General features: G+C 74.8%; 26 protein-coding genes. 22 read left to right on the forward strand and 4 right to left on the reverse strand.

Annotation, left to right across the window (positions count from 1 at the left end; translation table 11 throughout):
• The first annotated feature begins 111 nt into the window (after nucleotides 1–111).
• From LPA54_RS31560 to LPA54_RS31570, 3 genes are all read left to right on the forward strand, one after another.
• Entirely contained in the window at nucleotides 112–405 is a 294-nt protein-coding gene (locus LPA54_RS31560; RefSeq protein ID WP_228984223.1) for a hypothetical protein, read from the forward strand.
• Nucleotides 406–720: 315 nt separating this feature from the next.
• Nucleotides 721–1,704 carry a helix-turn-helix domain-containing protein gene (locus tag LPA54_RS31565; protein WP_228984199.1) on the forward strand — a complete coding sequence of 328 codons (984 nt, stop codon included), beginning with the start codon at nucleotides 721–723 and terminating at the stop codon, nucleotides 1,702–1,704.
• Nucleotides 1,705–1,803: 99 nt separating this feature from the next.
• Nucleotides 1,804–2,286 (forward strand): DUF456 domain-containing protein, encoded by a 483-nt coding sequence (locus LPA54_RS31570; protein WP_228984200.1) that lies wholly within the window; start codon nucleotides 1,804–1,806, stop codon nucleotides 2,284–2,286.
• A gap of 149 nt (nucleotides 2,287–2,435) precedes the next feature.
• Here the strand turns inward: LPA54_RS31570 and rsgA are convergent, their stop codons facing one another.
• Complete coding sequence (gene rsgA, locus LPA54_RS31575) at nucleotides 2,436–3,542, reverse strand: ribosome small subunit-dependent GTPase A (RefSeq protein WP_228984201.1); 1,107 nt, start codon at nucleotides 3,540–3,542, stop codon at nucleotides 2,436–2,438.
• Nucleotides 3,543–4,224: 682 nt separating this feature from the next.
• Here rsgA and LPA54_RS31580 point away from each other — a divergent pair.
• The 5 genes from LPA54_RS31580 to LPA54_RS31600 all read left to right on the forward strand — a co-directional run bounded on the left by LPA54_RS31580 (nucleotide 4,225) and on the right by LPA54_RS31600 (nucleotide 9,650).
• Nucleotides 4,225–5,703, forward strand: coding sequence for an alanine racemase (locus LPA54_RS31580; protein WP_228984202.1), 1,479 nt, complete (start codon nucleotides 4,225–4,227; stop codon nucleotides 5,701–5,703).
• The gene (locus LPA54_RS31585) at nucleotides 5,700–7,025 is read left to right on the forward strand and encodes a pyridoxal-phosphate dependent enzyme (protein WP_228984203.1); all 1,326 of its coding nucleotides are present in this window, start codon (nucleotides 5,700–5,702) and stop codon (nucleotides 7,023–7,025) included. The genes LPA54_RS31580 and LPA54_RS31585 overlap by 4 nt, the downstream gene beginning before the upstream one ends.
• A 15-nt stretch (nucleotides 7,026–7,040) precedes the next feature.
• Nucleotides 7,041–8,309 carry an aminotransferase class V-fold PLP-dependent enzyme gene (locus LPA54_RS31590; RefSeq protein ID WP_228984204.1) on the forward strand — a complete coding sequence of 423 codons (1,269 nt, stop codon included), beginning with the start codon at nucleotides 7,041–7,043 and terminating at the stop codon, nucleotides 8,307–8,309.
• Nucleotides 8,310–8,355: 46 nt separating this feature from the next.
• Nucleotides 8,356–9,120 (forward strand): trans-aconitate 2-methyltransferase, encoded by a 765-nt coding sequence (locus tag LPA54_RS31595; RefSeq protein WP_228984205.1) that lies wholly within the window; start codon nucleotides 8,356–8,358, stop codon nucleotides 9,118–9,120.
• A 131-nt stretch (nucleotides 9,121–9,251) separates the two neighbouring features.
• The gene (locus LPA54_RS31600) at nucleotides 9,252–9,650 is read left to right on the forward strand and encodes a VOC family protein (RefSeq protein WP_228984206.1); all 399 of its coding nucleotides are present in this window, start codon (nucleotides 9,252–9,254) and stop codon (nucleotides 9,648–9,650) included.
• Here the strand turns inward: LPA54_RS31600 and LPA54_RS31605 are convergent.
• Together LPA54_RS31605 and LPA54_RS31610 are read right to left on the reverse strand one after the other, a co-directional pair.
• Complete coding sequence (locus tag LPA54_RS31605; protein WP_228984207.1) at nucleotides 9,590–10,330, reverse strand: helix-turn-helix domain-containing protein; 741 nt, start codon at nucleotides 10,328–10,330, stop codon at nucleotides 9,590–9,592. The two genes, LPA54_RS31600 and LPA54_RS31605, sit on opposite strands and share 61 nt — an antisense overlap.
• Nucleotides 10,331–10,335: 5 nt before the next feature.
• On the reverse strand, nucleotides 10,336–11,628 hold the full coding sequence (locus LPA54_RS31610; protein WP_228984222.1) for a YihY/virulence factor BrkB family protein: 1,293 nt from the start codon (nucleotides 11,626–11,628) through the stop codon (nucleotides 10,336–10,338).
• Between the two features lie 149 nt (nucleotides 11,629–11,777).
• Here LPA54_RS31610 and LPA54_RS31615 point away from each other — a divergent pair, with 149 nt between their 5' ends.
• The 14 genes from LPA54_RS31615 (at nucleotide 11,778) to LPA54_RS31675 (ending at nucleotide 25,553) form a co-directional block, all read left to right on the forward strand.
• The gene (locus LPA54_RS31615; protein WP_228984208.1) at nucleotides 11,778–13,457 is read left to right on the forward strand and encodes an acyl-CoA dehydrogenase family protein; all 1,680 of its coding nucleotides are present in this window, start codon (nucleotides 11,778–11,780) and stop codon (nucleotides 13,455–13,457) included.
• Between the two features lie 303 nt (nucleotides 13,458–13,760).
• On the forward strand, nucleotides 13,761–15,104 hold the full coding sequence (locus tag LPA54_RS31620; RefSeq protein WP_228984209.1) for a helix-turn-helix domain-containing protein: 1,344 nt from the start codon (nucleotides 13,761–13,763) through the stop codon (nucleotides 15,102–15,104).
• 197 nt (nucleotides 15,105–15,301) lie between these two features.
• Entirely contained in the window at nucleotides 15,302–15,874 is a 573-nt protein-coding gene (locus tag LPA54_RS31625) for a GNAT family N-acetyltransferase (protein ID WP_228984210.1), read from the forward strand.
• 138 nt (nucleotides 15,875–16,012) lie between these two features.
• Nucleotides 16,013–16,096: a putative leader peptide gene (locus LPA54_RS43055; RefSeq protein WP_318657890.1), complete on the forward strand. Its 84-nt coding sequence runs from the start codon at nucleotides 16,013–16,015 to the stop codon at nucleotides 16,094–16,096.
• Nucleotides 16,097–16,232: 136 nt separating this feature from the next.
• Nucleotides 16,233–17,930 carry a nitrite/sulfite reductase gene (locus tag LPA54_RS31630; protein ID WP_228984211.1) on the forward strand — a complete coding sequence of 566 codons (1,698 nt, stop codon included), beginning with the start codon at nucleotides 16,233–16,235 and terminating at the stop codon, nucleotides 17,928–17,930.
• Nucleotides 17,931–17,976: 46 nt separating this feature from the next.
• Nucleotides 17,977–18,156, forward strand: coding sequence for a hypothetical protein (locus LPA54_RS31635; protein ID WP_228984212.1), 180 nt, complete (start codon nucleotides 17,977–17,979; stop codon nucleotides 18,154–18,156).
• On the forward strand, nucleotides 18,153–18,854 hold the full coding sequence (locus LPA54_RS31640; protein WP_228984213.1) for a phosphoadenylyl-sulfate reductase: 702 nt from the start codon (nucleotides 18,153–18,155) through the stop codon (nucleotides 18,852–18,854). The genes LPA54_RS31635 and LPA54_RS31640 overlap by 4 nt, the downstream gene beginning before the upstream one ends.
• On the forward strand, nucleotides 18,854–19,411 hold the full coding sequence (gene cysC, locus LPA54_RS31645; RefSeq protein ID WP_228984214.1) for an adenylyl-sulfate kinase: 558 nt from the start codon (nucleotides 18,854–18,856) through the stop codon (nucleotides 19,409–19,411). The genes LPA54_RS31640 and cysC overlap by 1 nt, the downstream gene beginning before the upstream one ends.
• Nucleotides 19,412–19,502: 91 nt before the next feature.
• Nucleotides 19,503–20,441: a sulfate adenylyltransferase subunit CysD gene (cysD, locus tag LPA54_RS31650; RefSeq protein WP_228984215.1), complete on the forward strand. Its 939-nt coding sequence runs from the start codon at nucleotides 19,503–19,505 to the stop codon at nucleotides 20,439–20,441.
• 2 nt (nucleotides 20,442–20,443) lie between these two features.
• Nucleotides 20,444–21,781 (forward strand): sulfate adenylyltransferase subunit 1, encoded by a 1,338-nt coding sequence (locus LPA54_RS31655; RefSeq protein WP_228984216.1) that lies wholly within the window; start codon nucleotides 20,444–20,446, stop codon nucleotides 21,779–21,781.
• Nucleotides 21,782–21,982: 201 nt separating this feature from the next.
• Nucleotides 21,983–23,092, forward strand: a complete 1,110-nt coding sequence (locus tag LPA54_RS31660; protein ID WP_228984217.1) for an aliphatic sulfonate ABC transporter substrate-binding protein — start codon at nucleotides 21,983–21,985, stop codon at nucleotides 23,090–23,092.
• A gap of 40 nt (nucleotides 23,093–23,132) precedes the next feature.
• Nucleotides 23,133–23,924, forward strand: coding sequence for an ABC transporter ATP-binding protein (locus LPA54_RS31665; RefSeq protein ID WP_228984218.1), 792 nt, complete (start codon nucleotides 23,133–23,135; stop codon nucleotides 23,922–23,924).
• Nucleotides 23,911–24,807, forward strand: a complete 897-nt coding sequence (locus tag LPA54_RS31670; RefSeq protein ID WP_228984219.1) for an ABC transporter permease — start codon at nucleotides 23,911–23,913, stop codon at nucleotides 24,805–24,807. Before LPA54_RS31665 ends, LPA54_RS31670 begins: the two co-directional genes overlap by 14 nt.
• Before the next feature lie 5 nt (nucleotides 24,808–24,812).
• Nucleotides 24,813–25,553 carry a sirohydrochlorin chelatase gene (locus LPA54_RS31675; protein WP_228984220.1) on the forward strand — a complete coding sequence of 247 codons (741 nt, stop codon included), beginning with the start codon at nucleotides 24,813–24,815 and terminating at the stop codon, nucleotides 25,551–25,553.
• Nucleotides 25,554–25,577: 24 nt separating this feature from the next.
• On the opposite strand, the gene LPA54_RS31680 is transcribed toward LPA54_RS31675, so the two are convergent.
• Nucleotides 25,578–26,141: a DUF1697 domain-containing protein gene (locus LPA54_RS31680; protein ID WP_228984221.1), complete on the reverse strand. Its 564-nt coding sequence runs from the start codon at nucleotides 26,139–26,141 to the stop codon at nucleotides 25,578–25,580.
• Nucleotides 26,142–26,244: the final 103 nt, after the last annotated feature.

Genomic DNA, 26,244 nt, shown 5'->3' on the forward strand with positions numbered 1-26,244 from the left:
GCGGGGGGGGGGGGGGGGGGGGGGGGGGGGGGGGGGGGGGTGGGGGGGGGGGGGGGGGGGGGGGGCGCGGCGGCCGCCGGGGCGGGTTTCGTCGGCGGGGCGGGTGCGGTGGTGCCGTTGCGGCGGGGCGGTTCGGCGGGCTGCCGGGGCGGCGCGGGGGGCCTGGCCGGCGCGTCGTCGGCGGGAGGGCGCGAGGGCGGGGGCTGGGAGCGGGGCGACCGCTGGGCGTCCGGCGGTGGGGCGAGCGCGTCGGTGGCGGAGTGGTACCGGTCGTCGACGCTGTCGCCCGACCCGCTGTCGCCCGAACCGCCGGGGCCCGCGTCCGGCGCGGCGGCCGTGTCCGGGGCCGGGGCGGCGTACAGCCGTTCCCACCAGTCGTCGTCCGCGGCGGGCCTGTCCCCCTGAGGATTCATGTCCTTCATTGTCGACAGCGGGGCCCGTCCGAAAACGGTGCTCCACCGAAAAAGGGAGGACGAACGCGAAGGGCCCGCCGGGGCGCCCTCCCTCCCCAATACGGGAGGCCCCCCGGCGGGCCCGCGTGGCCGGCGCCCGTCGTGCGCGGAGTCGCGCGGCACGACGCCGTACGCGCGGACCACGCTCCTGCGGATGCCCGCGGTGCCGCCACCTTGGCAGAGTGACGGGTGGTGTGGGAATGATGGGCGCGGCGGGTTTGCGCCGTGGCCGCTTCCCGCCACGGGCGGAGCGGGAGGGTGGGTTCGGGTGCTGGGGGCGATAGGGCTCGACGAACGTCAGGAGTCCGCGTACCGGGAGCTGGTCGCGCTCGGCGCGGCGGAGGTGCGGGACCTGGCGCACCGGCTGGCGCTGCCGGAGCCGGAGACGGAGCGGACCCTGCGGCGGCTGGAGGCGCAGGGCCTGGCCGCGCAGTCGTCGTACCGCAGCGGCCGGTGGGTCGCTGCGCCGCCCGCGGTGGCGCTGGGGGCGCTGCTGACGCAGCAGCGGCACGAGCTGGAGCGGGCGGAGCTGGCGGCGGCGCTGCTGGCGGAGGAGTACCGCGCGGAGGCAGCCGAGCCGGCGGTGCACGACCTGGTCGAGGTGGTCACGGGCGCGAGCGCGGTGGCGCACCGGTTCCTCCAGTTGCAGCTGGGGGCGGCGCAGGAGGTGTGCGCGCTGGTCACGGGCCGTCCGGTGGTGGTGACGGGGGCGGAGAACGACGCGGAGGAGCGCGCCGCCGACCGGGGTGTGGCCTACCGGGTGGTGGTGGAGCGGGAGGTCCTGGAGCGGCCCGCCGGGGTGGCGGAGCTGACCTCGGCGCTGGGCCGCGGCGAGCGCGTGCGCGTGGTGGACCGGGTGCCCACGAAGCTGGTGGTCGCCGACCGGTCGCTGGCGATGGTGCCGCTGACGGGCCGGGGGGCGGAGCCCGCGGCGCTGGTGGTGCACGCCAGCGGGCTGCTGGAGTCGCTGATGGGGCTGTTCGAGGCGGTGTGGCGCGAGGCGGTGCCGCTGCGGCTCGGCGCGGGGCGGGACGCGCCGGTGCCGGCGTCGTCGCCGGGCCCCGACGCGACCGACCTGGAGGTGCTCTCGCTGCTGCTGGCCGGCATGACGGACGCGAGCGTGGCCAAGCAGCTCGACCTGGGCCTGCGGACGGTGCAGCGGCGGGTGAAGGGGCTGATGGAGCTGGCGGGTGTGACGACCCGGCTCCAGCTGGGCTGGCACGCCTACGAACGCGGGTGGGTCACGCGCTGACCTGCGCCGACGGGCCCGTACCGGCGGGCTGACCGCACTGGCGGGCCCTACCCGGCAGCCTGGACTGCACGGGTCCGACCCGTCCGGCAGGCTGGAAGGATGGGTGTGTGGCAGCAGCTCCTGGTCGCTCTGGTGCTGCTGCTCGGCCTGGTGGGCGTGCTGGCGCCGGGCATCGCCGGGTCCTGGCTGGTGTGGGCCGGGGTGGCGTGGTGGTCGCTGCAGGTGGCGACGGCGGCGGCCTGGTGGCTGTTCGCCGCGTCGACGGTGCTGATGCTGGCCACGCACGTCGCGGTGGGGCGGTTGCCGCCCCGGCGGCTGCGGGGGGTGGGGGTCACCCGGCGGATGGTCGTCTACGCGGGCGCGGGCGCGCTGCTGGGGTTCGTGCTGGTCCCGGTGGTCGGCGGGGTGCCGGGGTACGTCGGCGGGATCTACCTGGCGGCGCGGCGGCGGCACGGCGGCCACCGGCGGGCGGTGGCGGCGACGCGGCTGGTCATGCGGGCGATCGGCGCGAGCGTGCTGGTGGAGCTGTACGCGTGCCTGCTGGTCGTCGCGGCCTGGCTGGGCGTGCTGTTCGGCACCTGACGGGCCGGGGTGCGGGCCGGGCGGGCGGCCCGCACCCCGGCCACCTGTTGCCTGCGCGGTGGCCCGCGCCTCCGCCGCCGGATCGCCTCCGCCCCCTGCGGCGGCAGGGCCGGGTCGGGCGGACCGCCCGACCCGGCCCGGCGCCCCCGTCAGAGGAGCCGGCCGCCGCGCTTCACCTGGAGGGCGGCCCGCCCCTCGGCGCCCTTGCGCTTCCAGTCGCGCCGCAGCTCCGCCCGGACCCGGGCGTCGGTCTTGGCGACGATGTACTGGTTCTCCCGGAGCAGCTTGCGGTAGCTCTCCAGGCGCCGCTCGGGCAGCGTGCCGTCCTCGACGGCGGCGGTGACCGCGCAGCCGGGCTCCGCGCCGTGGGCGCAGTCGTGGAACCGGCAGGACGCCGCCAGTTCCTCGATCTCCGAGAAGACCTGCCCGACGCCCGTACCGGCGTCCCACAGCCCGACACCCCGCAGGCCCGGCGTGTCGATGAGCACCCCGCCGCCCGGGAGGGCGAGGAGGTTGCGCGTGGTGGTGGTGTGGCGGCCCTTGCCGTCGACGTCCCGGATCGCCTGCACGGCCATGGCGTCCGTGCCGAGCAGGGTGTTGGCGAGGGTCGACTTGCCGGTGCCGGAGACACCGAGCAGCACGCTCGTCCCGTCCGCGACGAGGTCGCGCAGTGCCTCGACGCCCTCGCCGGTGGCGGCGCTGACGGTCAGGACCGGTACGCCGGGGGAGCTGGTCTCGACGTCGTGGACGAGATGGGCGAGACCCGCGGCGTCGGGGACGAGGTCGGCCTTGGTGAGGACGACGAGCGGCTGGGCGCCGGACTCCCAGGCGAGCGCGAGGAACCGCTCGACCCGGCCGAGGTCGAGCTCGGCGGCGAGGGAGACCGCGACGATCGCGTGGTCGACGTTGGCCGCCAGGATCTGGCCGTCGGACCGCTTGGAGGAGGTGGACCGCACGAAGGCGGTCCGGCGCGGCAGGTACGCCCGTACGTAGCGGGGGATGCCGCCCGCCGGGTCGACCGCGGCCCAGTCGCCGGTGCAGACGACGCGGAGGGGGTCGTGCGGTGTCACGAAGGCCGTGTCGGCCCGCACGACGCCCTCCGCGGTGACCACGTCGCACTGGCCGCGGTCGACGCGGACGACCCGGCCGGGCAGCAGCCCGCGCTCGGCGTACGGCGCGAACTCCGCCTCCCAGCCGGTGTCCCAGCCGTAGGAGCGGAGGAGGGTGGACGGGGTGGTGGTGGACGAGGAAGACAAGGGGTGCCCTTCGCGAGGGTGGCCCCGGCGGGCACGCGCTCGTCGGCGCGTGCGGAAGGAAGGTCGGTCAGCCGGAGGCCACGGGAGCGGGAGTGTCGATGCTCTGGATCCGGGTCAGGCCCGGTGCGGGGACAGTCATCAATGTCCTCACCTCCCTCTCGTCCGTATGTCGGGGGACACGCTAGCGACGGGGCTCCGGGCAGCGCCAACCCTTTTTCGGGAGCCGCACCCGCCGGGACGCGCCCGCCGACCGGCCGACCGTCCCTCCCGGGCCGGCGCGTCGCACGTCGCGTACGGAGATCGACGTACCACGGCGCCCGCCTTCCGCCGTATCCGGGTGCGGCGTTCGGCGGCACCCTGTCGATTCGTTCATACGCCCGATGGTTGACGCGATCGGTGGACCCGGGGGGCGGCGGGCCGGGCGGGGGGGCCGAGGCACGTGATCCGCGCACCGCAGCCGACCAGCGGAGCCACACCTTTCGTTTGCGGGGGATCCGTGACCTGGCGCCGCGATGCTTATGACAACCATTGTCATGTGATGGCATGCTCGTCCTGCGCACGCCGTCCGGCCACACTCGGCCCAGCACAGCAGTCACCTGCTCAGTCCCTTCGAAACAGTCCACTCGAGCAGTCCCTTCGAGCAGACCACCAGCCCCTTCGAGAGGACCAGGACCAGACCCGCATGAGCGAACCGCTGTATCTCGCACCACGACTGGAGTCGCGGCCGGCGGCGCTGCTGGACTCCCCCGCCTTCCTCCACCCCCTCGTGACCGCCCTGGGCTCGCCCCTCAACGTGCTCCTGCCGGACCAGATCGCCGACAACGTCCGCGCCTTCCGCGAGGTGTACGCCCGCCACCGGCTCACCGGGCGGATCTGCTACGCGCACAAGGCCAACCGGTCGAGCGCCCTGGTACGCCGACTCGCCGCGACCGGCCCCGGCACCGGGATCGACGTCGCCTCGCTCGGCGAGCTCCAGCACGCCCTCGCCGGCGGCCTCACCCCGGACCGGATCGTCGCGACGGGCCCCAAGGACCCCGACTTCCTCTGGCTCGCGGCCCGCACCGGCGTCACCGTCGCGGTCGACTCGCCCGCCGAACTGACCGCGCTCGCCGCGCTGGTGGAGCGCTTCGGGCTGCCCCGGGTACCGGTCCTGCCGAGGCTCTCGGAGTTCGCCTCGACGGGGACCCGCGTGCTCACCCGGCGCAGCCGCTTCGGCACCCCGGCCACCGAGGCCGACGCCCTGCTCGACCTGGTCGAGAAGCACCGCGACAGCGTGGAGTTCACGGGCGTCTCCTACCACCTGGACACCATGGCCCCGGCCGAGAAGGCCGCCGCGCTCGACGGCTGCCTGCGGGTGCTGGACGAGAGCCGCCGGCGCGGGCTGCGGCCCCGCGCCGTCGACATCGGCGGCGGGTTCGGCGCCGACTACCTCGCCGACGGCGCCCAGTGGGAGCGGTACACCACCGAACTGACCCGCGCCCTCCTCGGCCGGCGCGCCCCCCTCACCTGGGAGGGCCACGGCTACGGGCTGCGCGGCGAGAACGGCACCCTGCGCGGCGCCCTCGGCGTCTACCCCGGCCACCGGCCCGTCGCGGGCCCCCGCTACCTCGACGAACTCCTCGCGCTGACCGCCCCGTCGCTGGGCCGGCCGCTGGCCACCCTGCTGCTGGAGAACCTCTACGACCTGCACACCGAACCCGGCCGCGCCCTCACCGACCAGTGCGGGATCACCCTCGCCCGGGTGGTGGAGGTGCGGGTCACCGCCGACGGGGAGCGGCTCGTACGGCTCGCCGCGAACGCCCGCGACATCGGCCTGGAGGACCACGGGCTGCTCGTCGACCCCGTCCTCGTACCGGCCGGGGCGGCGGCCCGGGGGCCCGGCGGGGACGGCCCCGTCGGCGTGTACCTCCTGGGCAACCTGTGCCTGGAGTCCGACCTGATCAGCCGCCGCCTGGTGTTCCTGCCGGGGGAGCCGCGCCCCGGCGACCTGCTCGCGTTCGCCAACACGGCCGGCTACTTCATGGACTTCACCGCCGACCACGCCCTGCACCAGCCTGTCGCCCGCAAGGTCGCCGTGTACCGCGACGGCGACGCCGGCCCCTGGCACTGGTGCCTCGACGAGGAGTACTGGCCCCACCTCACCGCGGGGGACGACGAATGAGGTACGACCGCATCACCGACGCCATCGGGGACACGCCGCTCGTGCGCATCGACCCCGAGGTCCACGGACTGCGCCACATCGACCTGTACGCCAAGCTGGAGATGCTCAACCCGTTCGGCTCGGTCAAGGACCGGGCCGCGTGGCGGATGGCCCGGCCCCACCTGGAGGAGGCCCGGCGCGAGGGGCGGACCGTGGTGGAGCTGTCCAGCGGCAACACGGCCAAGGCGCTCGCCGTGATCGCCGGCATGCACGGGCTGCCCTTCCGCAGCGTCACCAACCGGATGAAGGTCCCCGAGATCAAGGACCTGCTGCTGCTCCTCGGGGCCGAGATCGAGGAGCTGCCCGGGCAGGCCGAGTGCCTCGACCCGACGGCGACAGAGGACCCGCTGACCCGCATCCACCGCATGCTCACCGAGGACGACGGCGAGTACCTGCACACCGACCAGTACTACAACCCGGCCAACGCCGAGGCGCACGCCGCCGGCACCGGCCCCGAGATCATCAAGGACCTGGGCGGCGTCGCCCCCGACTTCTTCGTCGCCTGCGTCGGCACCGCCGGATCGTCCACCGGCGCCGCCCGCGCCCTGCGCGCCCACGACCCGGCCGTCTCCGTCCTCGGCCTCGTCGCGCAGAAGGGCGACTTCGTCCCCGGCATCCGCAACATCGACGAGGTGCACGAGGTCGGCCTGTTCGACCCCGACACCTACGACGCCCTGGAGGCGGTCAGCGCCGACGAGGCCATCGACGGCATGCTCACGCTGGTGCGCCGCTGCGGCATCCTCGGCGGGCCGACCGGCGGGGCCGCGTACCACGGCGCCGTGCGGTACCTGCGGGAGCGGGACACCGGCCAGGCCGGCGGCGGACGGCGGACGGCCGTCTTCGTCGTGTGCGACCGGGTGGAGAGCTACATGAGCTACGTGCGCCGGCGCAGGCCCGAGCTGCTGCGGCGCCCGCCCCGCCCCAACTCCCCCGCCTCGGTGACCCCGCGGGAGCTGGCGGAGGTCCACGTCATCGGCGTCGAGGAGGCGCGGGCGTGGATCGCGACCGAGCGGCCGGTCGTCGTCGACCTGCGCGGGGCGTTCGCGTTCGCCGCGCTCCACATCGAGGGGTCGGTCAACATCGTCGACGAGCTGTTCGAGGAACTGCTGCACGGCGGGTTGCCGTTCGGCCGGTCGCAGCCGGTGCTGCTGGTCTGCCCGGTCGGGGAGCAGTCGGTGACGTACGCGGCGCTGCTGGCCCGCATGGGCCACCGGGACGTGCGCAGCCTGGCGGGTGGCGTCATCGCCTGGCGGGACGCGGGCGCGCCGATGGTCCGGGACTGAAGGGAGGGGGCCGACATGTACACCACGACGTCACGGCTGCCGCACGACCCGCCGCCGGCGGGGCCGTCGGCGGGGCCGTCGGCGGGGCTGCGCGAGTGGCAGCGGCCGCTGCGCGAGCAGTTCCCGATCATCACGGGGCACCCCGGTCTCGCGTATCTGGACAGCGCGGCGACGGCGCAGAAGCCCAGGGCGGTCCTGGACGCGGTGCAGGCGTACCTGACCGGGTGCAACGCCAACGCCGGGCGGGGCACGTACACCTGGGCCAACCGCACCACGGCGCTCATCGAGGAGACCCGCGAGCGCGTCAAGGCGTTCCTGGGCGACCCGGACCCCGACCGGTCGTCGGTGTGGTTCACCGGCGGGACGACGGAGGGGCTGCGGACGGTCGCCCAGGACTGGCTGGTGCGGGAGCTGACGGACGGCGACGAGATCGTCGTGCCGTTCGCCGACCACGAGGCGAACCACCTGCCGTGGCTGGAGGCGCGGGACCTGCTCGCCGAGCGCGGCGTGCGGATCACCGTCCACCCCATGCCGTACCAGCGGGACTCGCGCGACTACGACCTGGAGGCGCTCGCCCGGCTGGCCGGGGACCGGCTCCGGTTCGTGGCGGTCACGCACGTGCACCACGTGTACGGCGCCGACATGAACGTCCACCGGGTGCGGGAGGTGGTCGGCCCGGACGTGCCCCTCTGCCTGGACGCGGCGCAGAGCGTCGGCCACCTGCCGCTGGACCTGGGCGCCCTGGACGTCGACTTCGTCGTGTTCTCCGGGCACAAGGCGATGGCGCTGCCGGGGACGGGCGTGGTGTGGGCGCGCGGCCGGCGGGGCGGCGCGTTCCGGCCGGGGGGCTGGCAGGGCACGCCGAACACCGCCGGGATCGTCAGCCTGCGGGCCGCCCTGGACTGGCTGGACGCGGCGGGCCCCGCGCGGATCGAGGAGTGGACGGTCGGGCTGGGGGTGCGGCTCACCGACGGGCTCGCCCGCCTCGACGCGTACGAGGTGCTGGGCTGCCCGCTCAGTCTGTCGGCGGACTCGGCGGTGCAGCGGCGCCAGGGCCTGGTGACCTTCCGGCACCGGAGCGTCGGCGCCAACGACGTGGGGTTCGTCCTGGCCGCGCACGGGCTGCTGGTGCGGGCCGACGGGCTGTGCCAGGCGCGGGCCGGCGAGAGCGAGAGCTCGGTACGGGTCAGCCTGCACGTCTACAACACGCCCGAGGAGGTCGACCGCCTCCTCGGGGTGCTGTCCACGCTGGCCGGGGACCGGCCGGGCGGCGGGCGGCGGTAGCACACGGAAAGCAAGGGAGCACGAGGGCAGGATGTCCCGAGGGTTGATGACGCGACGGCTGACGGCCGAGCGGGCGGGCGAGTGGATCCGCCGATGGGAGCTGCAGCAGCAGCGGTACGCGTGTGACCGTGAGGCCCGCTTCACGGTGATCGCCGACGTGGTGGAGGCGGCGACCGCGGCGGTGCCCCGCCCGCTCGTCGCCGACCTGGGCTGCGGCCCCGGCTCGCTCGCGGCCCGGCTGGCGGGTCGGCTGCCGCACGCGGAGGTCGTCGGCGTGGACGCCGATCCGCTGCTGCTGGCGCTGGGCCGGGCGCACCACGGCGCGTCGGTGCGGTTCGCCGACGTGCGGATCGGGGCGCCCGGCTGGCTGGCCTCCCTGCGGCTGGGCCGGCCGTTGGACGCGGTGGTGTCGGCGACGGCGCTGCACTACCTGCCGGAGCCGGCGCTGCTGTCGGTGTACGAGCAGGTGTGCCGGTCGCTGCGGCCCGGCGGGGTGCTCGTCAACGGCGACCACCTGTTCCAGGAGGACCCGGCGGTGGCGGCGCTGGCCGACGTGGTGGGGCGCCGCCACGCCGAGCGGCACGGCGCGGACGCGCACGAGGACTGGGGGGGCTGGTGGGCGGCCGCGCGGTCCGCGCCGGAACTGGCCGGACCGCTGGCCGAGCGCGCCCGGCGCGGTCCGGGCGCGGGCGGTGACAACGGGCTCACGCTCCAGCGGCACGTGGAGCTCCTGCACAAGGCCGGCTTCGGCGCGGCGGGCCCGGTATGGCAGTACGGGCCGAGCTGCGTGCTGGTGGCCGAGCGCGTCTGACCCGCCGGGCGCCCGGGGCGCGGGGCGGGTCCGTGCCCCGGTTCGCGACGGTCCCGTGCCCCGGGGCACTGTCCGCCGCCGTGTCCGATCCGTGCAAGACGGGGCCGCCCCGGCCTTCCTAGGCTGCGGGCATGACTCCCACACCCCGTCTCGACGCGGTCGGCCTCGTCGTCTCCGACATGGCCGCGACCCTCGCCTTCTACCGCCGCCTCGGCCTGGCCGTGCCGGAGGACGCCGACTCCGCCCCGCACGCGGAGGCGGCCCTGCCGGGCGGCCTGCGCGTCCTGTGGGACACCGAGGAGGCGGTCCGCTCCCACGACCCCGACCGGCCCCGGGTCACCGCGGGCGACCGGATCGCGCTCGCGTTCCGCTGTTCCGATCCGCAGGAGGTGGACGCGGTGTACGCGGAGCTGGTGGCCGCCGGGTACCGCGGTCGGCTCCGGCCGTGGGACGCCGTGTGGGGGCAGCGCTACGCGGTGGTGCTCGACCCGGACGGGCGCGACGTGGAGCTGTTCGCCGACGCCGCGTAGGCGGACGGGGTCATCCCGGTCAGGGCGCGCACCTCGCGGACCAGGTGCGGCTGGTCGGCGTACCCGGCGGCCGCCGCGACCACCGCGTACGGCGTGCCGGCGTCGATCAGCCGCAGCGCCCGGCGCAGCCGCAGGATCCGCGCCAGGGTCTTCGGGCCGTACCCGAAGGCGTCGAGCGAACGGCGGTGCAGCGCGCGGGGGCCGAGGCCCGCCGCGTCGGCGGTCGCCGCCACGCTCCGCCCGGCGCCCAGGGCGGCCGCGACGGCCCGCAGCAGCGGGTCGGGGCGGGGCGCTTCGGCGGCGAGGGCCACGGCCGCCTCCTCCAGCGCGCCGGCCGGGTCCGTGCCGGCGGCGCGCGCCACCCGCGCGGTCAGTGCGCGGACGCGGCCGGCGGGCCACAGGTCGGCCAGGTCCGCGCGCCGGTCGCGCAGGACGCGCGCCGGGACGCCGAGCAGGGCGGGCGCGTCGCCGGGCGCGAACCGCACCCCCGCCCAGGCGGCGCCCCCGCCGCCGGGGGCGTGGGCGCGCGTGTCCGGGCCGGCGACGAGCAGCCGACCGTCGTTCCACAGCAGGTCCATGCAGCCGTCGGGCAGTACGGGCGCGGCCGCCCCGGGCGGCCGGCCCCCGGTCACGGTCCACACGACGGCGCCGTCCAGCCGGGCGGGGCGCTCCCGGTACACGCCGTTCAGCGCGGCCCCCGCGGGCCGGCCGGGCCGCCGCTCGGGTCCCCGTGGCGCTCGTCGCGGGCGCGGTCGGGGGCGCCGTCGCGGGCCGGGCGGCCGGCGTCGGGCCGGGAGCGGCCGATCGTCGGCGGCCGTCCGGCGGACGCGCGCAGCACCGGCGCGCCGGCCGGCAGCTCCCCCTTGGGCAGCTTGTCCTCCGGCGGCCTGTCCTTCGCCTGTCCGGCCTTCGCCTGCTTGTCCCCCGCCGCCGTCCTGTCCTTGGGCTGCCGCTCCTTCTCCGCCTTCTCCCATTGCAGGCGCGCCTTCACGTCGTCCGGTGGGAGGAAGCGCGACCAGCGCTCCGGGAACTCCGACGGCATGTCCGGGTCGTCGGGGTCCCGGTCCTGCTCGGCGGCCCGGGCCCGGGCGAGCAGCGCGGCTGCCTCTGCGGCACGTACCCGCTCGTTCTCGGCGCGGGCGGCCGCCGTGGCGACGGACGGCCACACCCGGTCGATGGCGGCGTTGACGGCCGCCCCGACCAGGACCGCGAAGGCCGAGATGCCGATCCACAGCAGCACGGCGATGGGCGTGGAGAGGGAGCCGTAGATGGTGGGCCCCTCCACCTGGCTCGTCAGGTAGATGCGGAGCAGGAAGCTGCCCAGCACCCACATGACGAAAGCCACGAGCGCCCCCGGCACGTCCTCGATCCACGGCGACCTGACCGGCACGGACACGTGGTACAGGGTCGTCAGGAAGGCCACGGACAGCAGGATCATGACCGGCCAGTACAGGACGGAGACCACCTCCGTGCCCCACGGCACCAGCTCGACCACCCGGTCGGGGCCGACGACCGCCAGCGGGAGGACCACCGCCCCGATCAGGAGCGCGACGAGGTAGAGGAGGAAGGCGAGCAGCCGGGTGGCGACGATGCCGCGATGGCCGTCGAGTCCGTACATGACGGTGATGGTGTCGATGAAGACGTTCACCGCCCGCGACCCGGACCACAGCGCTATCGCGAAGCCGATGGAGATGACGTCGGGCCTGCCGCCCTGGGTGACGTCCTCCAGGAGCGGCTTGGCGATGTCGTTGACGCCCCGGTCCGACAGGACGGTCCCGACCGCGCCGAGGATGTTCCCCTCGATGGAGGCGACGGTGGTGGTGTTGGTCCACTCGTCGATGTAGCCGAGCAGGCCGAGCAGGCCGAGCATCAGCGGCGGCAGGGACAGCAGGGTGAAGAACGCGGCCTCGGCGGCGAGCCCCAGGATCCGGTACTCGATGCACGAGTTGACGGTGTCCTTCAGGAGGAGCCAGGCCAGCTTGCGCTTCGAGACGTTGCGGTAGAGGACCCTGGCCCGCTGGAGCCGGCCCCTGGACGCGCTCGGTCCCGCGGGGCCGGCACTTCCGGCGGACCCCCCGGCCGGCTCGGGTGTTTCCTTCGCTGCCTGCACCTCTTTACCGTATCCGCATGGCAGCCACCACCCACACCGTGACCAACCAGCCCCCGCCCCTGGTCGGGTACGACGTCTTCACCGCCGACCGGGCGCTGACCGAAGCCGTGGAGCGACACCTTCCGCCCGAACTGCGCGAGGAGGCCCGCGGTGAGCTGTCCCTGCTCGGCACCAGCGCCGGCTCGGCGCAGGCCCAGTCCTGGGGCGCGCTCGCCAACGAGTACCCGCCGCGGCTGCGCACCCACGACCGGTACGGCCACCGGGTCGACGAGGTCGACTTCCACCCGGCGTGGCACCGGCTCCTCGGCCACGCCGTGACGTCCGGGCTGACCGGCGCCTGGGTCCGGCCGGGCGGGCACGTGCGGCGCGCGGCCGGGTTCCTGGTGTGGTCGCAGACCGAGGCGGGGCACGGCTGCCCGCTGTCGATGACCCACGCCGCCGTCCCCGCCCTGCGCACCGACCCGGAGCTGGCGGCCGAGTGGGAGCCGCGGCTGACCTCGCGGGTGTACGACGGCGAGGAGCTGCGGCCGCCCGCCGAGAAGGGCGGCGTGCTCTTCGGGATGGGCATGACCGAGAAGCAGGGCGGCAGCGACGTCCGGGCCAACACCACCGCCGCCGTGCCCCTGGACGCGGGGGGCGAGTACCTCCTCACGGGCCACAAGTGGTTCTGCTCCGCGCCCATGTCGGACGGCTTCCTCGTGCTCGCCCAGGCGCCGGGCGGGCTGACCTGCTTCCTCGTGCCGCGGGTGCTGGCGGACGGCACGCGGAACGTGTTCCGCATCCAGCGGCTGAAGGACAAGCTGGGCAACCGGTCGAACGCCTCCGCCGAGGTGGAGTTCGACGGGACGTGGGCGCGCCGCGTCGGCGAGGAGGGGCGCGGGGTGCGGACCATCATCGAGATGGTGGCCGCCACCCGGCTGGACTGCGTGCTCGGCTCGGCCGCCCTGATGCGCCAGGCCGTGGCGCAGGCCGTGCACCACACCACGTACCGCCACGCGTTCGGCGGGCCGCTCGCCGACAAGCCGCTGATGCGCAACGTCCTCGCGGACCTGGCGCTGGAGTCGGAGGCCGCGACCGTCCTCGGCATGCGGCTCGCGGCGGCGTACGACGCCGTGGAGTCCGGCGCCACGGGAGCGGAGGGTTCCGGGGCGGGTGGCGCGGAGTCGGAGCGGGCGCTGCTGCGGCTGGTGGTGCCGGCCGCGAAGTACTGGGTCACCAAGCGGTGCACGCCGACCGTGGCGGAGGCCCTGGAGTGCCTGGGCGGCAACGGCTACGTGGAGGAGTCCGGCATGCCGCGGCTGCTGCGCGAGTCGCCGCTCAACTCCATCTGGGAGGGGTCGGGGAACGTCCAGGCGCTGGACGTGCTGCGGGCGCTGCGGCGCGAGCCGGGCGCCCTCGACGCCTACCTGCGGGAGATCGGCCGGGCGCGCGGCGCGGACCACCGGCTGGACGCGGCGATCAAGGGCCTGCTGACCGAACTGGCCGACCTGGAGGGCGCCGAGGCGCGGGCCCGGCGGCTGGTGGAGCGGCTGGCCCTGGTCCTCCAGGGGTCCCTGCTGGTGCGGTGGGCGCCGCCGGAGGTCGCGGACGCCTTCTGCGGGTCGCGGCTCGGCGGCGACTGGGGGAGGGCCTTCGGGACCCTGCCGCACACCCTGGACCTGGGCGCGGTCGTGGACCGGGCCCGCGCGGAGGTGTAGCGACGCGCGCCGGGCGGCCCGCCGGGGGCGGGCCGCCCGGAAAGCCGACGGGCGCGGGACGCGGTGCGGCGTCCCGCGCCCGGGAGCGCGGCCGGGATGGTGCTGCGCCGACACGGCACCATCCCGTCGCGTACCGGAGACCGGTACGCGCCCACTGTCGTACGCGCGGGCGGTACGGCGCGAGGGTTGCAGGGGGTTGCAGCCGGTGGCGCGATCTGTGCGGAACCGGTCGGGCCCGGCGCGCCGGCGGGGGATGATGGGACGCGGACGGCGACGGGGCCGGACGGCGACGGGGAGGGGCCGGTGCGGAACGCCACAGTCGACATGGCGCGGCTCGCCGCGATGGACGCGCGTGCGGCGACGCTGCTGCTCCACGACATCAGGGACGCCGCGCTGCACGGCGGCCGCGCCCCACTGGCGGCGCGCGCCGAGATACGGGCCTCGTGGGAGCGGATGCTGCGCGGCGGCGTCGACCCCGACCGGGACCGCCGCTCGGGGCTGCTGCCGGCCGGTGAGCTGGAGGCGCGGCGCAACGGCACGACGCTCGGGGAGCTGCTGCCCGTACTCCGCGAGGGCCTCATGGCGGCTCCGGGGTCGGCCGCCGACCCGGCGCGGCACATCATGGTGGTCGCCGACGCCGAGGGGCGGGTGCTGTGGCGGGAGGGCCACGGATCGGTGCTGCGGATGGCGGACGGGCACGGTTTCCAACCGGGCGCCGACTGGCGCGAGTCGACGGTCGGCACGAACGGCGTCGGGACGGCCCTCGTGGTGCGCCGCCCGGTGCAGGTGCACTCCGCCGAGCACTTCGTCGCGACGCACCACCCGTGGACGTGCGCGGGGGCCCCGATCACGGACCCCCGGGACGGCCGGCTGATGGGCGTGGTCGACGTCAGCGGCCCGGTGCCCACGATGCACCCGGCGATGCTGCTCCTGGTGCGCTCGGTCGCGGCCCTCGCCGAGGCCGAGCTGCGCAACCGCCACCTGGCGGGCCTGGCGCGGCTGCGGGCGGTCGCCGCGCCGCTGCTGTGCCGGGTGGGCGGCAGGGCGCTCGCGGTGGACCCGCACGGCTGGACGGCGGCGGTGACGGGGATGGCGCCCGTGGACCGGCTGGCGCTGCCGGGCGCGTTCGGCGGGGGCCGGGTGTGGCTGCCGGCGCTCGGCGAGTGCGACGTCGAGCCGCTGCCGGGCGGCTGGCTCGTACGGCCCCTGGACGGGACCGCGGACGCGGCGGCGGACTCGGTGACTCGGCTGGTGCTGGACGTGCGCCGGGCGCGGGAGTGGACGGTGCGGGTGTCCGGCGCGGTGGGCTCCTGGCAGCGGGAGCTGTCGCCCCGGCACGCGGAGCTGCTGTACGTCCTCGCCTCCCACCGGGACGGGCGCACGGCGGCGCAGCTGGCCGCGGACGTCTTCGGCGACCGGGGCCGGACGGTGACGGTGCGGGCGGAGATGTCGCGGGTGCGGCGGACGCTGGGCGGCGTGCTGGCGCACCGCCCCTACCGGTTCCGCGACGAGGTGGAGGTGGAGGTGCTCGCCCCGGCCGACCCGCGTGACCTGCTGCCCCACTCGACGGCGCCCGCCGTGGTGGCCGCGCGCCACGCCGCCGACGACGAGGCGGGCACGGGCACGGAGGCGGGCCGCGCGGTCTGACGGCCGCGGTACCCGGGACGGGGGGCGGCCACGGGCGCCGAGGCCGCCGTACGGGTCGGGAGGGAGGCCGGGCGAGACGGAGTCCCACGATCCGGACACCCGGCCGGCCCGCGCCCTCCCCGACCGGGGACCGGAACGCCGGCGGACGGAGGGAAGGTGCTGGCCAGAGCCGTGCGCTCCGTGGTTCCCTGGCGGCCATGAGCATCACCGTCACCACCTGGTACCTGGAGCAGACCTCCCCCGACGACCTGCGGCCCGCCGCCGCGCCGGACGGGGACGTCGCGGTCGTCCGGGCCGAGGTGCCCTCGCCCGAGTTCAGCCGCTTCCTCTACAGCGCGGTCGGCGGTGACGTCTGCTGGGTGGACCGGCTGGGGCTGACCCACGCGCAGTGGCGGGAGATCCTGGAGCGGCCGGGGGTGGAGACCTGGGTGGCGTACGAGAGCGGGACGCCCGCCGGGTACGTCGAGTTGGACCCGCAGGACGACGGGGTCGTGGAGATCATGTACTTCGGCCTGCTCCCGGCCTTCCGGGGCCGCCGCATCGGCGGGCACCTGCTGTCGTACGGGACCGCCCGCGCCTGGGACCTCGCGGACCGCTGGCCCGGGCGGCCGCCGACGAGGCGCGTGCGGCTGAACACCTGCTCGCTCGACGGGGAGCACGCCCTGGCCAACTACCGTCGGCGGGGATTCCGCGTCCACGACACCCGCGTCACCGAGAAGCCGGCCGGCGCGGCCGTGGCTCCGGGTCCCTGGCCGGGCGCGTACGCATGACCCCGGCGGGGCGGCCGGCGGCGGGCCCGCCGGGCGTTTGACGTGACCCGGACCACATGTGTCCACGATCCGGGACAGTATGGTCCACATCGCGGACAAAGGTGGACTGGGTCCAAAGTCCCATGCCACGCTTCCGTCATGTCTCGAGCTGGAACTGCCTTGGTGAGTCGGCGGCACGTCGACCTCGGCCGCATGTCCAGCGCCATGTGTCCGGCGAGCTGAGAGACCCGGCGACGCCGCGATCCCCCGATCTTCCGAACTCTTCTGCACCCACCGCGCAATGTCGCGCAGGCGCTCCGCCTGCGCGACATTGCGCAGGTCAGAGCCGCCCTCCTGCAGTCCCGAAGGACGTATAGCCATGGCCGCCACCCCCGAACAGCCCGCACCCGCCACGCCCCGCCGCAAGCCGGGGCGCCACCGTGGCGAGGGCCAGTGGGCCAGGGGCCACTTCACGCCCCTGAACGGCAATGAGCAGTTCAAGAAGGACGACGACGGTCTCAATGTGCGGACACGCATTGAGACGATCTACTCGAAGGCCGGATTCGACTCCATCGACCCCAACGACCTGCGCGGCCGCATGCGCTGGTGGGGCCTCTACACCCAGCGCAAGCCCGGGATCGACGGCGGCAAGACGGCCGTCCTCGAACCGGAGGAGCTGGACGACGAGTACTTCATGCTGCGGGTGCGCATCGACGGCGGCCGGCTGACCACCCGGCAGCTGCGCGTCATCGGCGAGATCTCGCAGGAGTTCGCCCGCGGCACCGCCGACATCACCGACCGGCAGAACGTCCAGTACCACTGGATCCGGATCGAGGACGTGCCGGAGATCTGGAACCGCCTCGAAGCCGTGGGCCTCTCCACGACCGAGGCGTGCGGCGACACCCCGCGCGTCATCATCGGCTCGCCGGTCGCCGGGATCGCCGAGGACGAGATCATCGACGGCACCCCCGCCATCGAGGAGATCCACCGCCGCATCATCGGCAACAAGGACTTCTCCAACCTGCCCCGCAAGTTCAAGTCCGCGGTCTCCGGCTCGCCGCTCCTCGACGTGGCACACGAGATCAACGACATCGCCTTCGTCGGCGTGGAGCACCCCGAGCACGGGCCCGGCTTCGACCTGTGGGTCGGCGGCGGACTCTCCACCAACCCGAAGATCGGTGTCCGGCTCGGCGCGTGGGTCCCGCTCGACGAGGTCCCGGACGTCTACACCGGCGTCATCTCCATCTTCCGCGACTACGGCTACCGGCGGCTGCGCAACCGCGCCCGGCTGAAGTTCCTCGTCGCGGACTGGGGCGCCGAGCGGTTCCGCCAGGTCCTGGAGGACGAGTACCTCGGACGCAAGCTGGTCGACGGCCCGGCCCCCGCCCAGCCCGTGCAGCAGTGGCGCGACCACGTCGGCGTCCACCGGCAGCAGGACGGCCGCTTCTACGTCGGCTTCGCCCCGCGCGTCGGCCGCGTCGACGGCGCCACCCTCACGAAGATCGCCGAGGTGGCGGAGGCCCACGGCTCCGGCCGCGTCCGCACCACGGTCGAGCAGAAGATGATCGTCCTCGACGTCGAGGAGGACCGGGTCGAGTCGCTCGTCGGCGCACTGGAGGCGCTCGACCTGCGGGTGCAGCCCTCCCCGTTCCGGCGCGGCACCATGGCCTGCACCGGCATCGAGTTCTGCAAGCTCGCCATCGTCGAGACGAAGGCGCGCGGCTCGTCCCTCATCGACGAACTGGAGCGCCGCCTCCCCCGGTTCGACCAGCCGATCACCATCAACATCAACGGCTGCCCCAACGCCTGCGCGCGCATCCAGGTGGCGGACATCGGCCTCAAGGGCCAGCTCGTCCTGGACGACGAGGGCCGGCAGGTCGAGGGCTACCAGGTGCACCTGGGCGGCGCGCTCGGCCTGGAGGCCGGCTTCGGCCGCAAGGTCCGCGGCCTGAAGGTCACCGCCGCCGAACTGCCCGACTACATCGAGCGCGTCCTCACCCGCTACCAGGCGGAGCGCGAGCCCGACGAGCGCTTCGCGACCTGGGCGGCGCGGGCGCCGGAGGAGGCCCTGTCGTGAACCACGCACACACGGCCGGCGCACGGCCGCGGGACGGGGAGGCGCGGTGAGCGAGCGAGCGGCGCCCTTCCACTGCCCGTACTGCGGCGACGAGGACCTGCGCCCCGGCGAGCAGGGCCACGGCGCCTGGGAGTGCGCGGGCTGCAACCGGGCTTTCCAGCTGAAGTTCCTGGGCCTGCTGGCCCGGGGCCTGCGGCGCCACGACAGCGGAGGGGACCCCACGTGACCCTGACGGAGACCGACGACAAGCTCAGGGAGCTGGCCGAACGGGCCGGTCGCGAGCTGGAGGACGCCCCGGCGCTCTCCATCCTGACCTGGGCGGCCGAGACCTTCGGCAAGCGCTTCTGCGTCACCTCCTCCATGGAGGACGCGGTCGTCGCCCACCTCGCCTCGCGCGCCTTCCCCGGCGTCGACGTGGTGTTCCTGGACACCGGCTACCACTTCCCGGAGACCATCGGCACCCGCGACGCGGTCGACGCCGTGATGGACGTCAACGTCATCACGCTGACACCGCGCCGGACGGTGGCCGAACAGGACGCCGAGCACGGGCCGCGGCTGTACGAGCGCGACCCCGACCTGTGCTGCGCGCTGCGCAAGGTGCGGCCGCTGGAGGAGGGCCTCGCCGGGTACGACGCCTGGGCGACGGGCCTGCGCCGCGACGAGTCCGCGACCCGTGCGGACACGCCGGTGGTCGGCTGGGACGCCAGGCGCCGCAAGGTGAAGGTCTCGCCGATCGCCCGCTGGACGCAGGACGACGTGGACGCGTACGTCGCCGAGCACGGCGTCCTGACCAACCCGCTGCTGATGGACGGCTACGCCTCCGTCGGCTGCGCGCCCTGCACCCGCCGCGTGGCGCAGGGCGAGGACGCGCGAGCCGGCCGCTGGGCGGGCCGGGCGAAGACCGAGTGCGGGCTGCACGGCTGATGACGACTGTGGGAGAAGAGAACGTGACTGGGGCCACCATCTGGCTCACCGGGCTGCCGAGCGCCGGGAAGACCACGATCGCCCACGCGCTGGCCGAGCGCCTGCGCGCCGAGGGCCGTCGGGTCGAGGTCCTGGACGGCGACGAGATCCGCGAGTTCCTGTCGGCGGGCCTCGGCTTCGGGCGGGAGGACCGGGACACCAACGTGCGGCGGATCGGCTTCGTCGCCGAACTGCTCGCGTCGAACGGCGTGCAGGTCCTCGTGCCCGTCATCGCCCCGTACGCCGACAGCCGCGAGGCCGTGCGCAAGCGCCACCGGGCGGAGGGCACCCCGTACGTCGAGGTGCACGTGGCCACGCCGGTGGAGGTGTGCTCGGAGCGGGACGTCAAGGGGCTGTACGCCAAGCAGGCCGCCGGCGAGATCAGCGGCCTGACCGGCGTCGACGACCCGTACGAGGCACCCGACGACCCCGACCTGCGGATCGAGTCCCAGCACCAGAGCGTGCAGGAGTCCGCCGCGGCGGTCCACGCGCTGCTCACCGAGAGGGGACTGCTGTGAGCGACGCGCGCGCGGCCTTTGAGCCGCAGACAGCAGCGATGCCCGCACCTCCGCGCCGCGCAGGCGGAGAAGCCCACGAAGGGGATGCAGCATGACGACCACGGTCGCCCACGTCCACGGAGACACCGACAGCCCGTTCGCGCTGTCGCACCTGGACTCGCTGGAGTCCGAGGCGGTCCACATCTTCCGCGAGGTGGCGGGTGAGTTCGAACGGCCGGTGGTCCTCTTCTCCGGCGGCAAGGACTCCATCGTCATGCTGCACCTGGCGCTGAAGGCGTTCGCCCCGGCCCCGGTCCCGTTCTCGCTGCTGCACGTCGACACCGGGCACAACTTCCCCGAGGTCATCGAGTACCGCGACCGGACCGTGGCGAAGCACGGGCTGCGCCTGCACGTCGCCTCGGTGCAGGACTACATCGACCGCGGTGTCCTGCGCGAGCGGCCGGACGGCACCCGCAACCCGCTCCAGACCGTGCCGCTGACCGAGGCCATCCAGCAGCACCGCTTCGACGCGGTGTTCGGCGGCGGGCGGCGCGACGAGGAGAAGGCCCGCGCCAAGGAGCGGGTGTTCTCCCTGCGCGACGAGTTCTCCCAGTGGGACCCGCGCCGGCAGCGGCCCGAGCTGTGGCAGCTGTACAACGGCCGGCACGCGCCCGGCGAACACGTGCGCGTGTTCCCGCTGTCCAACTGGACCGAGCTGGACGTGTGGCAGTACATCGAGCGCGAGGGCATCGAGCTCCCGGAGATCTACTTCGCGCACGAGCGGGAGGTGTTCTCCCGCTCCGGCATGTGGCTGACCGCCGGCGAGTGGGGCGGACCGAAGGAGTCCGAGCCGGTACAGAAGCGGATGATCCGCTACCGCACGGTCGGCGACATGTCCTGCACCGGCGCCGTCGACTCCGACGCCACCACGCTCCAGGACGTGATCGCCGAGATCGCCGCGTCCCGGCTGACCGAGCGGGGCGCCACCCGCGCCGACGACAAGCTGTCCGAGGCCGCGATGGAAGACCGCAAGCGCGAAGGGTACTTCTAGAGATGTCCAGCACCACCGCCGCCGAGCCGCTCTCGGCCACCACCCTGCTGCGCTTCGCCACCGCGGGCTCCGTCGACGACGGCAAGTCCACCCTGGTGGGCCGGCTGCTGCACGACTCCAAGTCGATCCTCACCGACCAGCTGGAGGCCGTCGAGCACGCCTCGCGCTCCCGCGGCCAGGAGGCACCCGACCTGGCGCTGCTCACCGACGGCCTGCGCGCCGAACGCGAGCAGGGCATCACCATCGACGTCGCCTACCGCTACTTCGCCACCCCCAGGCGCCGCTTCATCCTCGCCGACACCCCCGGCCACGTGCAGTACACCCGCAACATGGTCACCGGCGCGTCGACGGCCGAGCTGACCGTGATCCTGGTGGACGCCCGCAACGGCGTCGTCGAGCAGACCCGCCGGCACGCGGCCGTCTCCGCGCTGCTGCGGGTGCCGCACGTCGTGCTCGCCGTGAACAAGATGGACCTCGTCGGCTACGAGGAGGCGGTGTTCGCCCGGATCGCCGAGGACTTCACGGCGTACGCGACCGAGCTGGGCGTTCCGGAGGTCACGGCGATCCCCATCTCGGCGCTCGCCGGCGACAACGTCGTGGAGCCGTCCGCGACGATGGACTGGTACGGCGGCCCGACGGTGCTGGAGCACCTGGAGACCGTGCCCGTCAGCCACGACCTGACCGGCTGCCACGCCCGGCTGCCCGTGCAGTACGTGATCCGCCCGCAGACCCCGGAGCACCCGGACTACCGGGGGTACGCCGGGCAGATCGCCGCCGGCACGTTCCGGGTCGGCCAGGAGGTCACCGTGCTGCCCTCGGGGCGCACGTCGCGGGTCTCCGGCATCGACCTGCTCGGCGAGGCGGTGGACGTCGCCTGGACGCCGCAGTCGGTCACCCTCCTGCTGGAGGACGACATCGACGTCTCGCGCGGCGACCTGATCGTGCCCACCGGTGACGCCCCGGCCACCAGCCAGGACGTCGAGGCGACCGTCTGCCATGTCGCCGACCGGCCCCTGACGGTGGGCCAGCGGGTGCTCCTGAAGCACACCACCCGCACGGTGAAGGCGATCGTCAAGGAGATCCCGTCCCGGCTCACCCTGGACGACCTCTCCCAGCACCCGGAGCCCGGCCGGCTGGTCGCCAACGACATCGGCACCGTCCGCGTCCGCACGGCCGAGCCGCTCGCGCTGGACGCGTACGCCGACTCGCGCCGCACCGGGTCCTTCCTCCTCATCGACCCCGCGGACGGCACCACGCTCGCGGCCGGCATGGCGGGCGAGTCGTTCGCCACCGAGAAGGCCGCGGCCGCCCCCGCCGACGACGACGGCTGGGACTTCTGATGGCCGACGCGTACGGGACGTTCGCGAAGGAGGGCGGCCGCGTCGGCAGCGGCGCCCTCGGCGCGGGCACCGGAGGAGTCGCCCGATGTGCCGGCTGACGCCCGCGCGCACGCCGCGCGCCCTTCCGCAGCCCCACCCGCGCCGCGACGCGCACCGCCGACGAAGATCCCGAAGTACCTGACCCGAGAGGGAAACCCACCCGTGCCTTCCTCACGCACCACCTCGCGCCGCCGCCTCGCCGCCCTGGCCGCGGCCCTGCCGCTGCTGATCGGCGCGCTGGCCTCCTGCGGCTACGGCTCCCAGGCCGTCAGTGACGAGAAGAAGGTGGTGGCCGAGGGAGAGAAGCTCTCGGCGGACAAGGTGAGGCTCGGGTACTTCCCCAACCTCACCCACGCCACCGCCCTCGTGGGCGACCGGGAAGGCATCATCCAGAAGGAGCTGGGCGGCACGGAGCTGAAGGTGTCGACCTTCAACGCGGGCCCCTCCGAGATCGAGGCGCTCAACGCCGACTCGATCGACATCGGCTTCATCGGCCCCTCCCCCGCGATCAACGGCTACGTGAAGTCCGGGGGCAAGAACCTGCGGATCGTCGGGGGTTCCGCGTCCGGCGGCGTGAAGCTGGTCGTGAACCCGGCGAAGATCAAGACATTGGACGACCTCAGGGGCAAGCGGATCGCCACCCCGCAGCACGGCAACACGCAGGACGTCGCCTTCCTCAACTGGATCAAGGGACGCGGCTGGAAGGTCGACGCCCAGAGCGGCAAGGGCGACGTGTTCGTGGTCCGCACCGAGAACAAGGTGGCCCCGGACGCCTACAAGTCCGGGTCCATCGACGGCGCCTGGGTCCCGGAGCCGACCGCGTCCAAGCTGGTCAGCGAAGGCGCCAGAGTACTCCTCGACGAGTCGACCCTCTGGCCGGACAAGAAGTTCGTCATCACGAACATCATCGTGTCGCAGAGGTTCCTCAAGGAGCACCCGGACGTCGTGGAGGCGGTGCTGCGCGGCGCGGTGAAGACGAACGCGTGGATCAACGCCAACCCGGAGAAGGCGAAGGCCTCCGCCAACGCCCAGCTGAAGGCGCTCACCGGCAAGCCGCTCGGGAACGAGGTCATCGACCCGGCGTGGCCGTCGATCCGGTTCGTCGACGACCCGCTCGCCGCGACACTGCGGGCGCAGGCGGACCACGCGGTCAACGCCGGCCTCCTCGAGCAGCCGGAGCTGAAGGGCATCTACGACCTCCGGCCGCTCAACAAGGTCCTCGCGGCCGCGGGCAGGCCCGCGGCCGCCGACGCCGGTCTCGGCGTCAAGTAACCCGCCCCCAGCCCCGTTCCGTACCCAGGAGGTGACGACCATGGCCACGACCTTCGCCGCCAAGGCCGAGGACCGTGTCGCGGTGACCCACGCGGCCCGCATCGCGCACGTCTCGAAGTCCTACCCCGGACCGACCGGGCGGCAGCTCGTGCTCGACGACATCTCGCTCGACGTGGCCCCCGGCGAGTTCGTCACCCTCCTCGGGGCCTCCGGCTGCGGCAAGTCCACGCTGCTGAACCTCGTCGCGGGCCTCGACCGGCCGACCGCGGGGACCATCGAGACCCCCGGCGGCCGACCGTCCCTGATGTTCCAGGAGCATGCGCTCTTCCCCTGGCTGACCGCCGGCAAGAACGTCGAGCTGGCGCTGCGGCTGCGCGGCGTGCCCAAGGGCGAGCGGCGCGGCGAGGCGGAACGGCTGCTGGAGCTGGTGCGGCTGCGCGGCTCGTACGGCAAGCGGGTGCACGAGCTGTCCGGCGGCATGCGGCAGCGGGTGGCGCTGGCGCGGGCGCTCGCCCAGGACAGCGACCTGCTCCTGATGGACGAGCCGTTCGCCGCGCTCGACGCCATCACCCGGGACGTCCTGCACGACGAGCTGACGCGCATCTGGCGCGAGACGCGGCTGTCCGTGCTGTTCGTCACCCACAACGTGCGCGAGGCGGTGCGGCTGGCCGAGCGCGTGGTCCTGCTGTCCTCGCGGCCGGGGCGGATCGCCCGCGAGTGGCGCATCGACATCCCCCAGCCGCGCCGCATCGAGGACGCCGCCGTGGCGGAGCTGTCCGTCGAGATCACCGAAGAACTGCGTGGGGAGATCCGCCGCCATGGGCAGCACTGACACGACGACCGGCGCCACCGCCAAGGCGGACGACATCGCCGGGCTCGAAGCCGGCCTGGACGCGCTCGACGCGGTGCAGGTGCGCCGCACACCGGTGCGGGAGGTCCTGGTCGGGAAGGTCCTGCCGCCGCTCGTCGCCGTAGCCCTGGTGCTGGCCGTGTGGCAGACCCTCGTCTGGGCTCAGGTCACCGACGCGTACAAGCTCCCGGCGCCCGCCGCCGTCTGGGACAGCCTGGCCACGATGTGGCTGCAGGGCACGCTGCTGGACGTGCTGTGGACCAGCGTCTCCCGGGCGCTGCTCGGCTTCCTGATGGCTCTGGCGATCGGTACGCCGCTGGGGCTGCTGGTGGCGCGGGTGCGGTTCGTCCGCGCGGCGATCGGCCCGATCCTGTCCGGCCTGCAGTCGCTGCCGTCGGTGGCGTGGGTCGCGCCGGCCGTCCTGTGGCTGGGTCTCAACGACTCGATGATGTACGCGGTGATCCTGCTGGGCGCGGTGCCGTCGATCGCCAACGGGCTCGTCGCGGGCGTGGACCAGGTGCCGCCGCTGTTCCTGCGGGCCGGCCGGACCCTCGGCGCGACCGGTCTGCGCGGTGCCTGGCACATCGTCATGCCGGCCGCCCTGCCCGGCTACCTGGCGGGCCTGAAGCAGGGCTGGGCGTTCTCCTGGCGCTCCCTGATGGCCGCCGAGATCATCGCGTCCTCCCCCGACCTCGGCCTCGGGCTCGGCCAGTTGCTGGAGAACGGCCGCAACAACATCGACATGCCCGGCATCTTCCTGGCGATCCTGCTGATCCTCCTCGTCGGCATCGCCGTCGACCTGCTCGTGTTCAGCCCGCTGGAGCGCGCGGTGCTGCGCCGCCGCGGCCTGCTGGCCAAGGGCTGATCCGCGTGCCGGCCGCCCCCGTCCTGCTCGTCGTCGCCCACGGCAGCCGCGACCCGCGGCACGCCGCGACCGTCCACGCCCTGGTACGGGAGGCGGCCGCGCTGCGCCCCGGCGTACGCGTGGAGACGGCGTTCCTCGACTTCACCGTCCCGTCGGTGCCGGCCGTGCTGGAGCGGCTGGCGGCGGAGGGCGCCCGCGACGTCGTGGTGTTGCCGCTCCTGCTGACCCGGGCCTTCCACGCCAAGGCCGACGTCCCGGCCGTGCTGCGGCAGGCCCCGCCGTCGCTGAGGATCCGGCAGGCCGCCGTCCTCGGACCGTCACCGCTGCTGCTCGCGGCGGTGGAACGCCGGCTGTACGAGGCGGGGCTCACCCCCGCCGACAAGGGCTCGACCGGGGTCGTCCTGGCCTCGGCGGGCTCCACCGACCCGGAGGCGAACGCGGTGATCGCTGAAACGGCGCGGGAGCTGCGGCGCGCCGGTTGGTGCGCCGTGCGGCCCGCGTTCGCCTCCGCATCCCTCCCCCGCACCGAGGACGCCGTCCGGGCGCTGCGGTCGGAGGGCGCACGGCTGGTGGCGGTCGCCCCCTACGTGATCGCCCCCGGCCGCCTGCCGGACCGGATCGCGGCGGGCGCGGCCGCGGCCGACGTCCTCGCCGACGTCCTCGGCCCGTCCCCCGAGCTGGCCCGCCTGCTCCTGCACCGCTACGACGAGTCCCGGACCGCCCGCCCGCTGGCGGCCGTCGGCTAGGGGACGGAACGCTCCGAGCGAGGCTCAGGGGGCGGGTTCCGCGGTGAGTTCGGCGAGTTTGCGGACGGTGTTCCAGTTGCGGGTGGTGGCGGTGACGCCGCGCAGCAGGGCGGGGCGGGCGAGCGCGTCGGCCAGGGCGGACCGGCCGAGGCCGTCGGGGGTGTAGAGGTACAGGGCGCGGTCGCCGAGGCGGTACTCCTCGGGGAGGTGGGCGGTCGGGTCGACGGCGGCGAAGCGGTCGGCGGTCGCGGGGACGTCCAGGTAGGTGACGTGGAGCTGCCGGCCCTCCAGCGCGTCGGCGGGGAACGGGCAGTCGTCGACGACGGCCCGCAGGTACGGGGCGCCGCGCACGAGGCAGTCGACGGGGAAGCCGAAGCGTTCCGCCATGGCCTGCCCGATCTCGGCGGCGAGCGTGTCCTCGTCCGCTCCGGGGCCGGTGGTGAAGACGGCGTTGCCGGACTGGAGGTGGGTGCGCACCTCGGTGTGGCCGAGGTCGGCGAGGAGGGCGCGCAGGTCGGCCATCGGGACCTTCCTGGCGCCGCCGACGTTGACGCCGCGCAGGAGCGCGGCGTATCGGGTGGTCGTCATGGGCGCCACCCTAGAAGGCCGCCCCCGCGTCCGCCGGTGCGGGAGGGTGTCGTCCGGCGTGGGACGGTCGCGGCGGCTGTCGGGTGTGTGGGGGCGGCCTTCT

Origin of the sequence: Streptomyces sp. DH12, from assembly GCF_020873895.1 — a bacterium.
GTDB lineage: Bacteria > Actinomycetota > Actinomycetes > Streptomycetales > Streptomycetaceae > Streptomyces.

Excerpts from the sequence above, each read along its gene's own strand:
- LPA54_RS31570 (WP_228984200.1), top strand. The coding sequence starts at position 1,804 with ATGGGTGTGTGGCAGCAGCTCCTGGTCGCTCTGGTGCTGCTGCTCGGC.
- cysD (WP_228984215.1), top strand. The coding sequence starts at position 19,503 with ATGACGACCACGGTCGCCCACGTCCACGGAGACACCGACAGCCCGTTC.
- LPA54_RS31585 (WP_228984203.1), top strand. The coding sequence starts at position 5,700 with ATGAGGTACGACCGCATCACCGACGCCATCGGGGACACGCCGCTCGTG.
- LPA54_RS31615 (WP_228984208.1), top strand. The coding sequence starts at position 11,778 with ATGGCAGCCACCACCCACACCGTGACCAACCAGCCCCCGCCCCTGGTC.
- LPA54_RS31595 (WP_228984205.1), top strand. The coding sequence starts at position 8,356 with ATGACGCGACGGCTGACGGCCGAGCGGGCGGGCGAGTGGATCCGCCGA.
- cysC (WP_228984214.1), top strand. The coding sequence starts at position 18,854 with ATGACGACTGTGGGAGAAGAGAACGTGACTGGGGCCACCATCTGGCTC.
- LPA54_RS31580 (WP_228984202.1), top strand. The coding sequence starts at position 4,225 with ATGAGCGAACCGCTGTATCTCGCACCACGACTGGAGTCGCGGCCGGCG.
- LPA54_RS31665 (WP_228984218.1), top strand. The coding sequence starts at position 23,133 with ATGGCCACGACCTTCGCCGCCAAGGCCGAGGACCGTGTCGCGGTGACC.
- LPA54_RS31655 (WP_228984216.1), top strand. The coding sequence starts at position 20,444 with ATGTCCAGCACCACCGCCGCCGAGCCGCTCTCGGCCACCACCCTGCTG.
- LPA54_RS43055 (WP_318657890.1), top strand. The coding sequence starts at position 16,013 with ATGTCTCGAGCTGGAACTGCCTTGGTGAGTCGGCGGCACGTCGACCTC.
- LPA54_RS31670 (WP_228984219.1), top strand. The coding sequence starts at position 23,911 with ATGGGCAGCACTGACACGACGACCGGCGCCACCGCCAAGGCGGACGAC.
- LPA54_RS31600 (WP_228984206.1), top strand. The coding sequence starts at position 9,252 with ATGACTCCCACACCCCGTCTCGACGCGGTCGGCCTCGTCGTCTCCGAC.
- LPA54_RS31590 (WP_228984204.1), top strand. The coding sequence starts at position 7,041 with ATGTACACCACGACGTCACGGCTGCCGCACGACCCGCCGCCGGCGGGG.
- LPA54_RS31630 (WP_228984211.1), top strand. The coding sequence starts at position 16,233 with ATGGCCGCCACCCCCGAACAGCCCGCACCCGCCACGCCCCGCCGCAAG.
- LPA54_RS31625 (WP_228984210.1), top strand. The coding sequence starts at position 15,302 with ATGAGCATCACCGTCACCACCTGGTACCTGGAGCAGACCTCCCCCGAC.
- LPA54_RS31680 (WP_228984221.1), bottom strand. The coding sequence starts at position 26,141 with ATGACGACCACCCGATACGCCGCGCTCCTGCGCGGCGTCAACGTCGGC.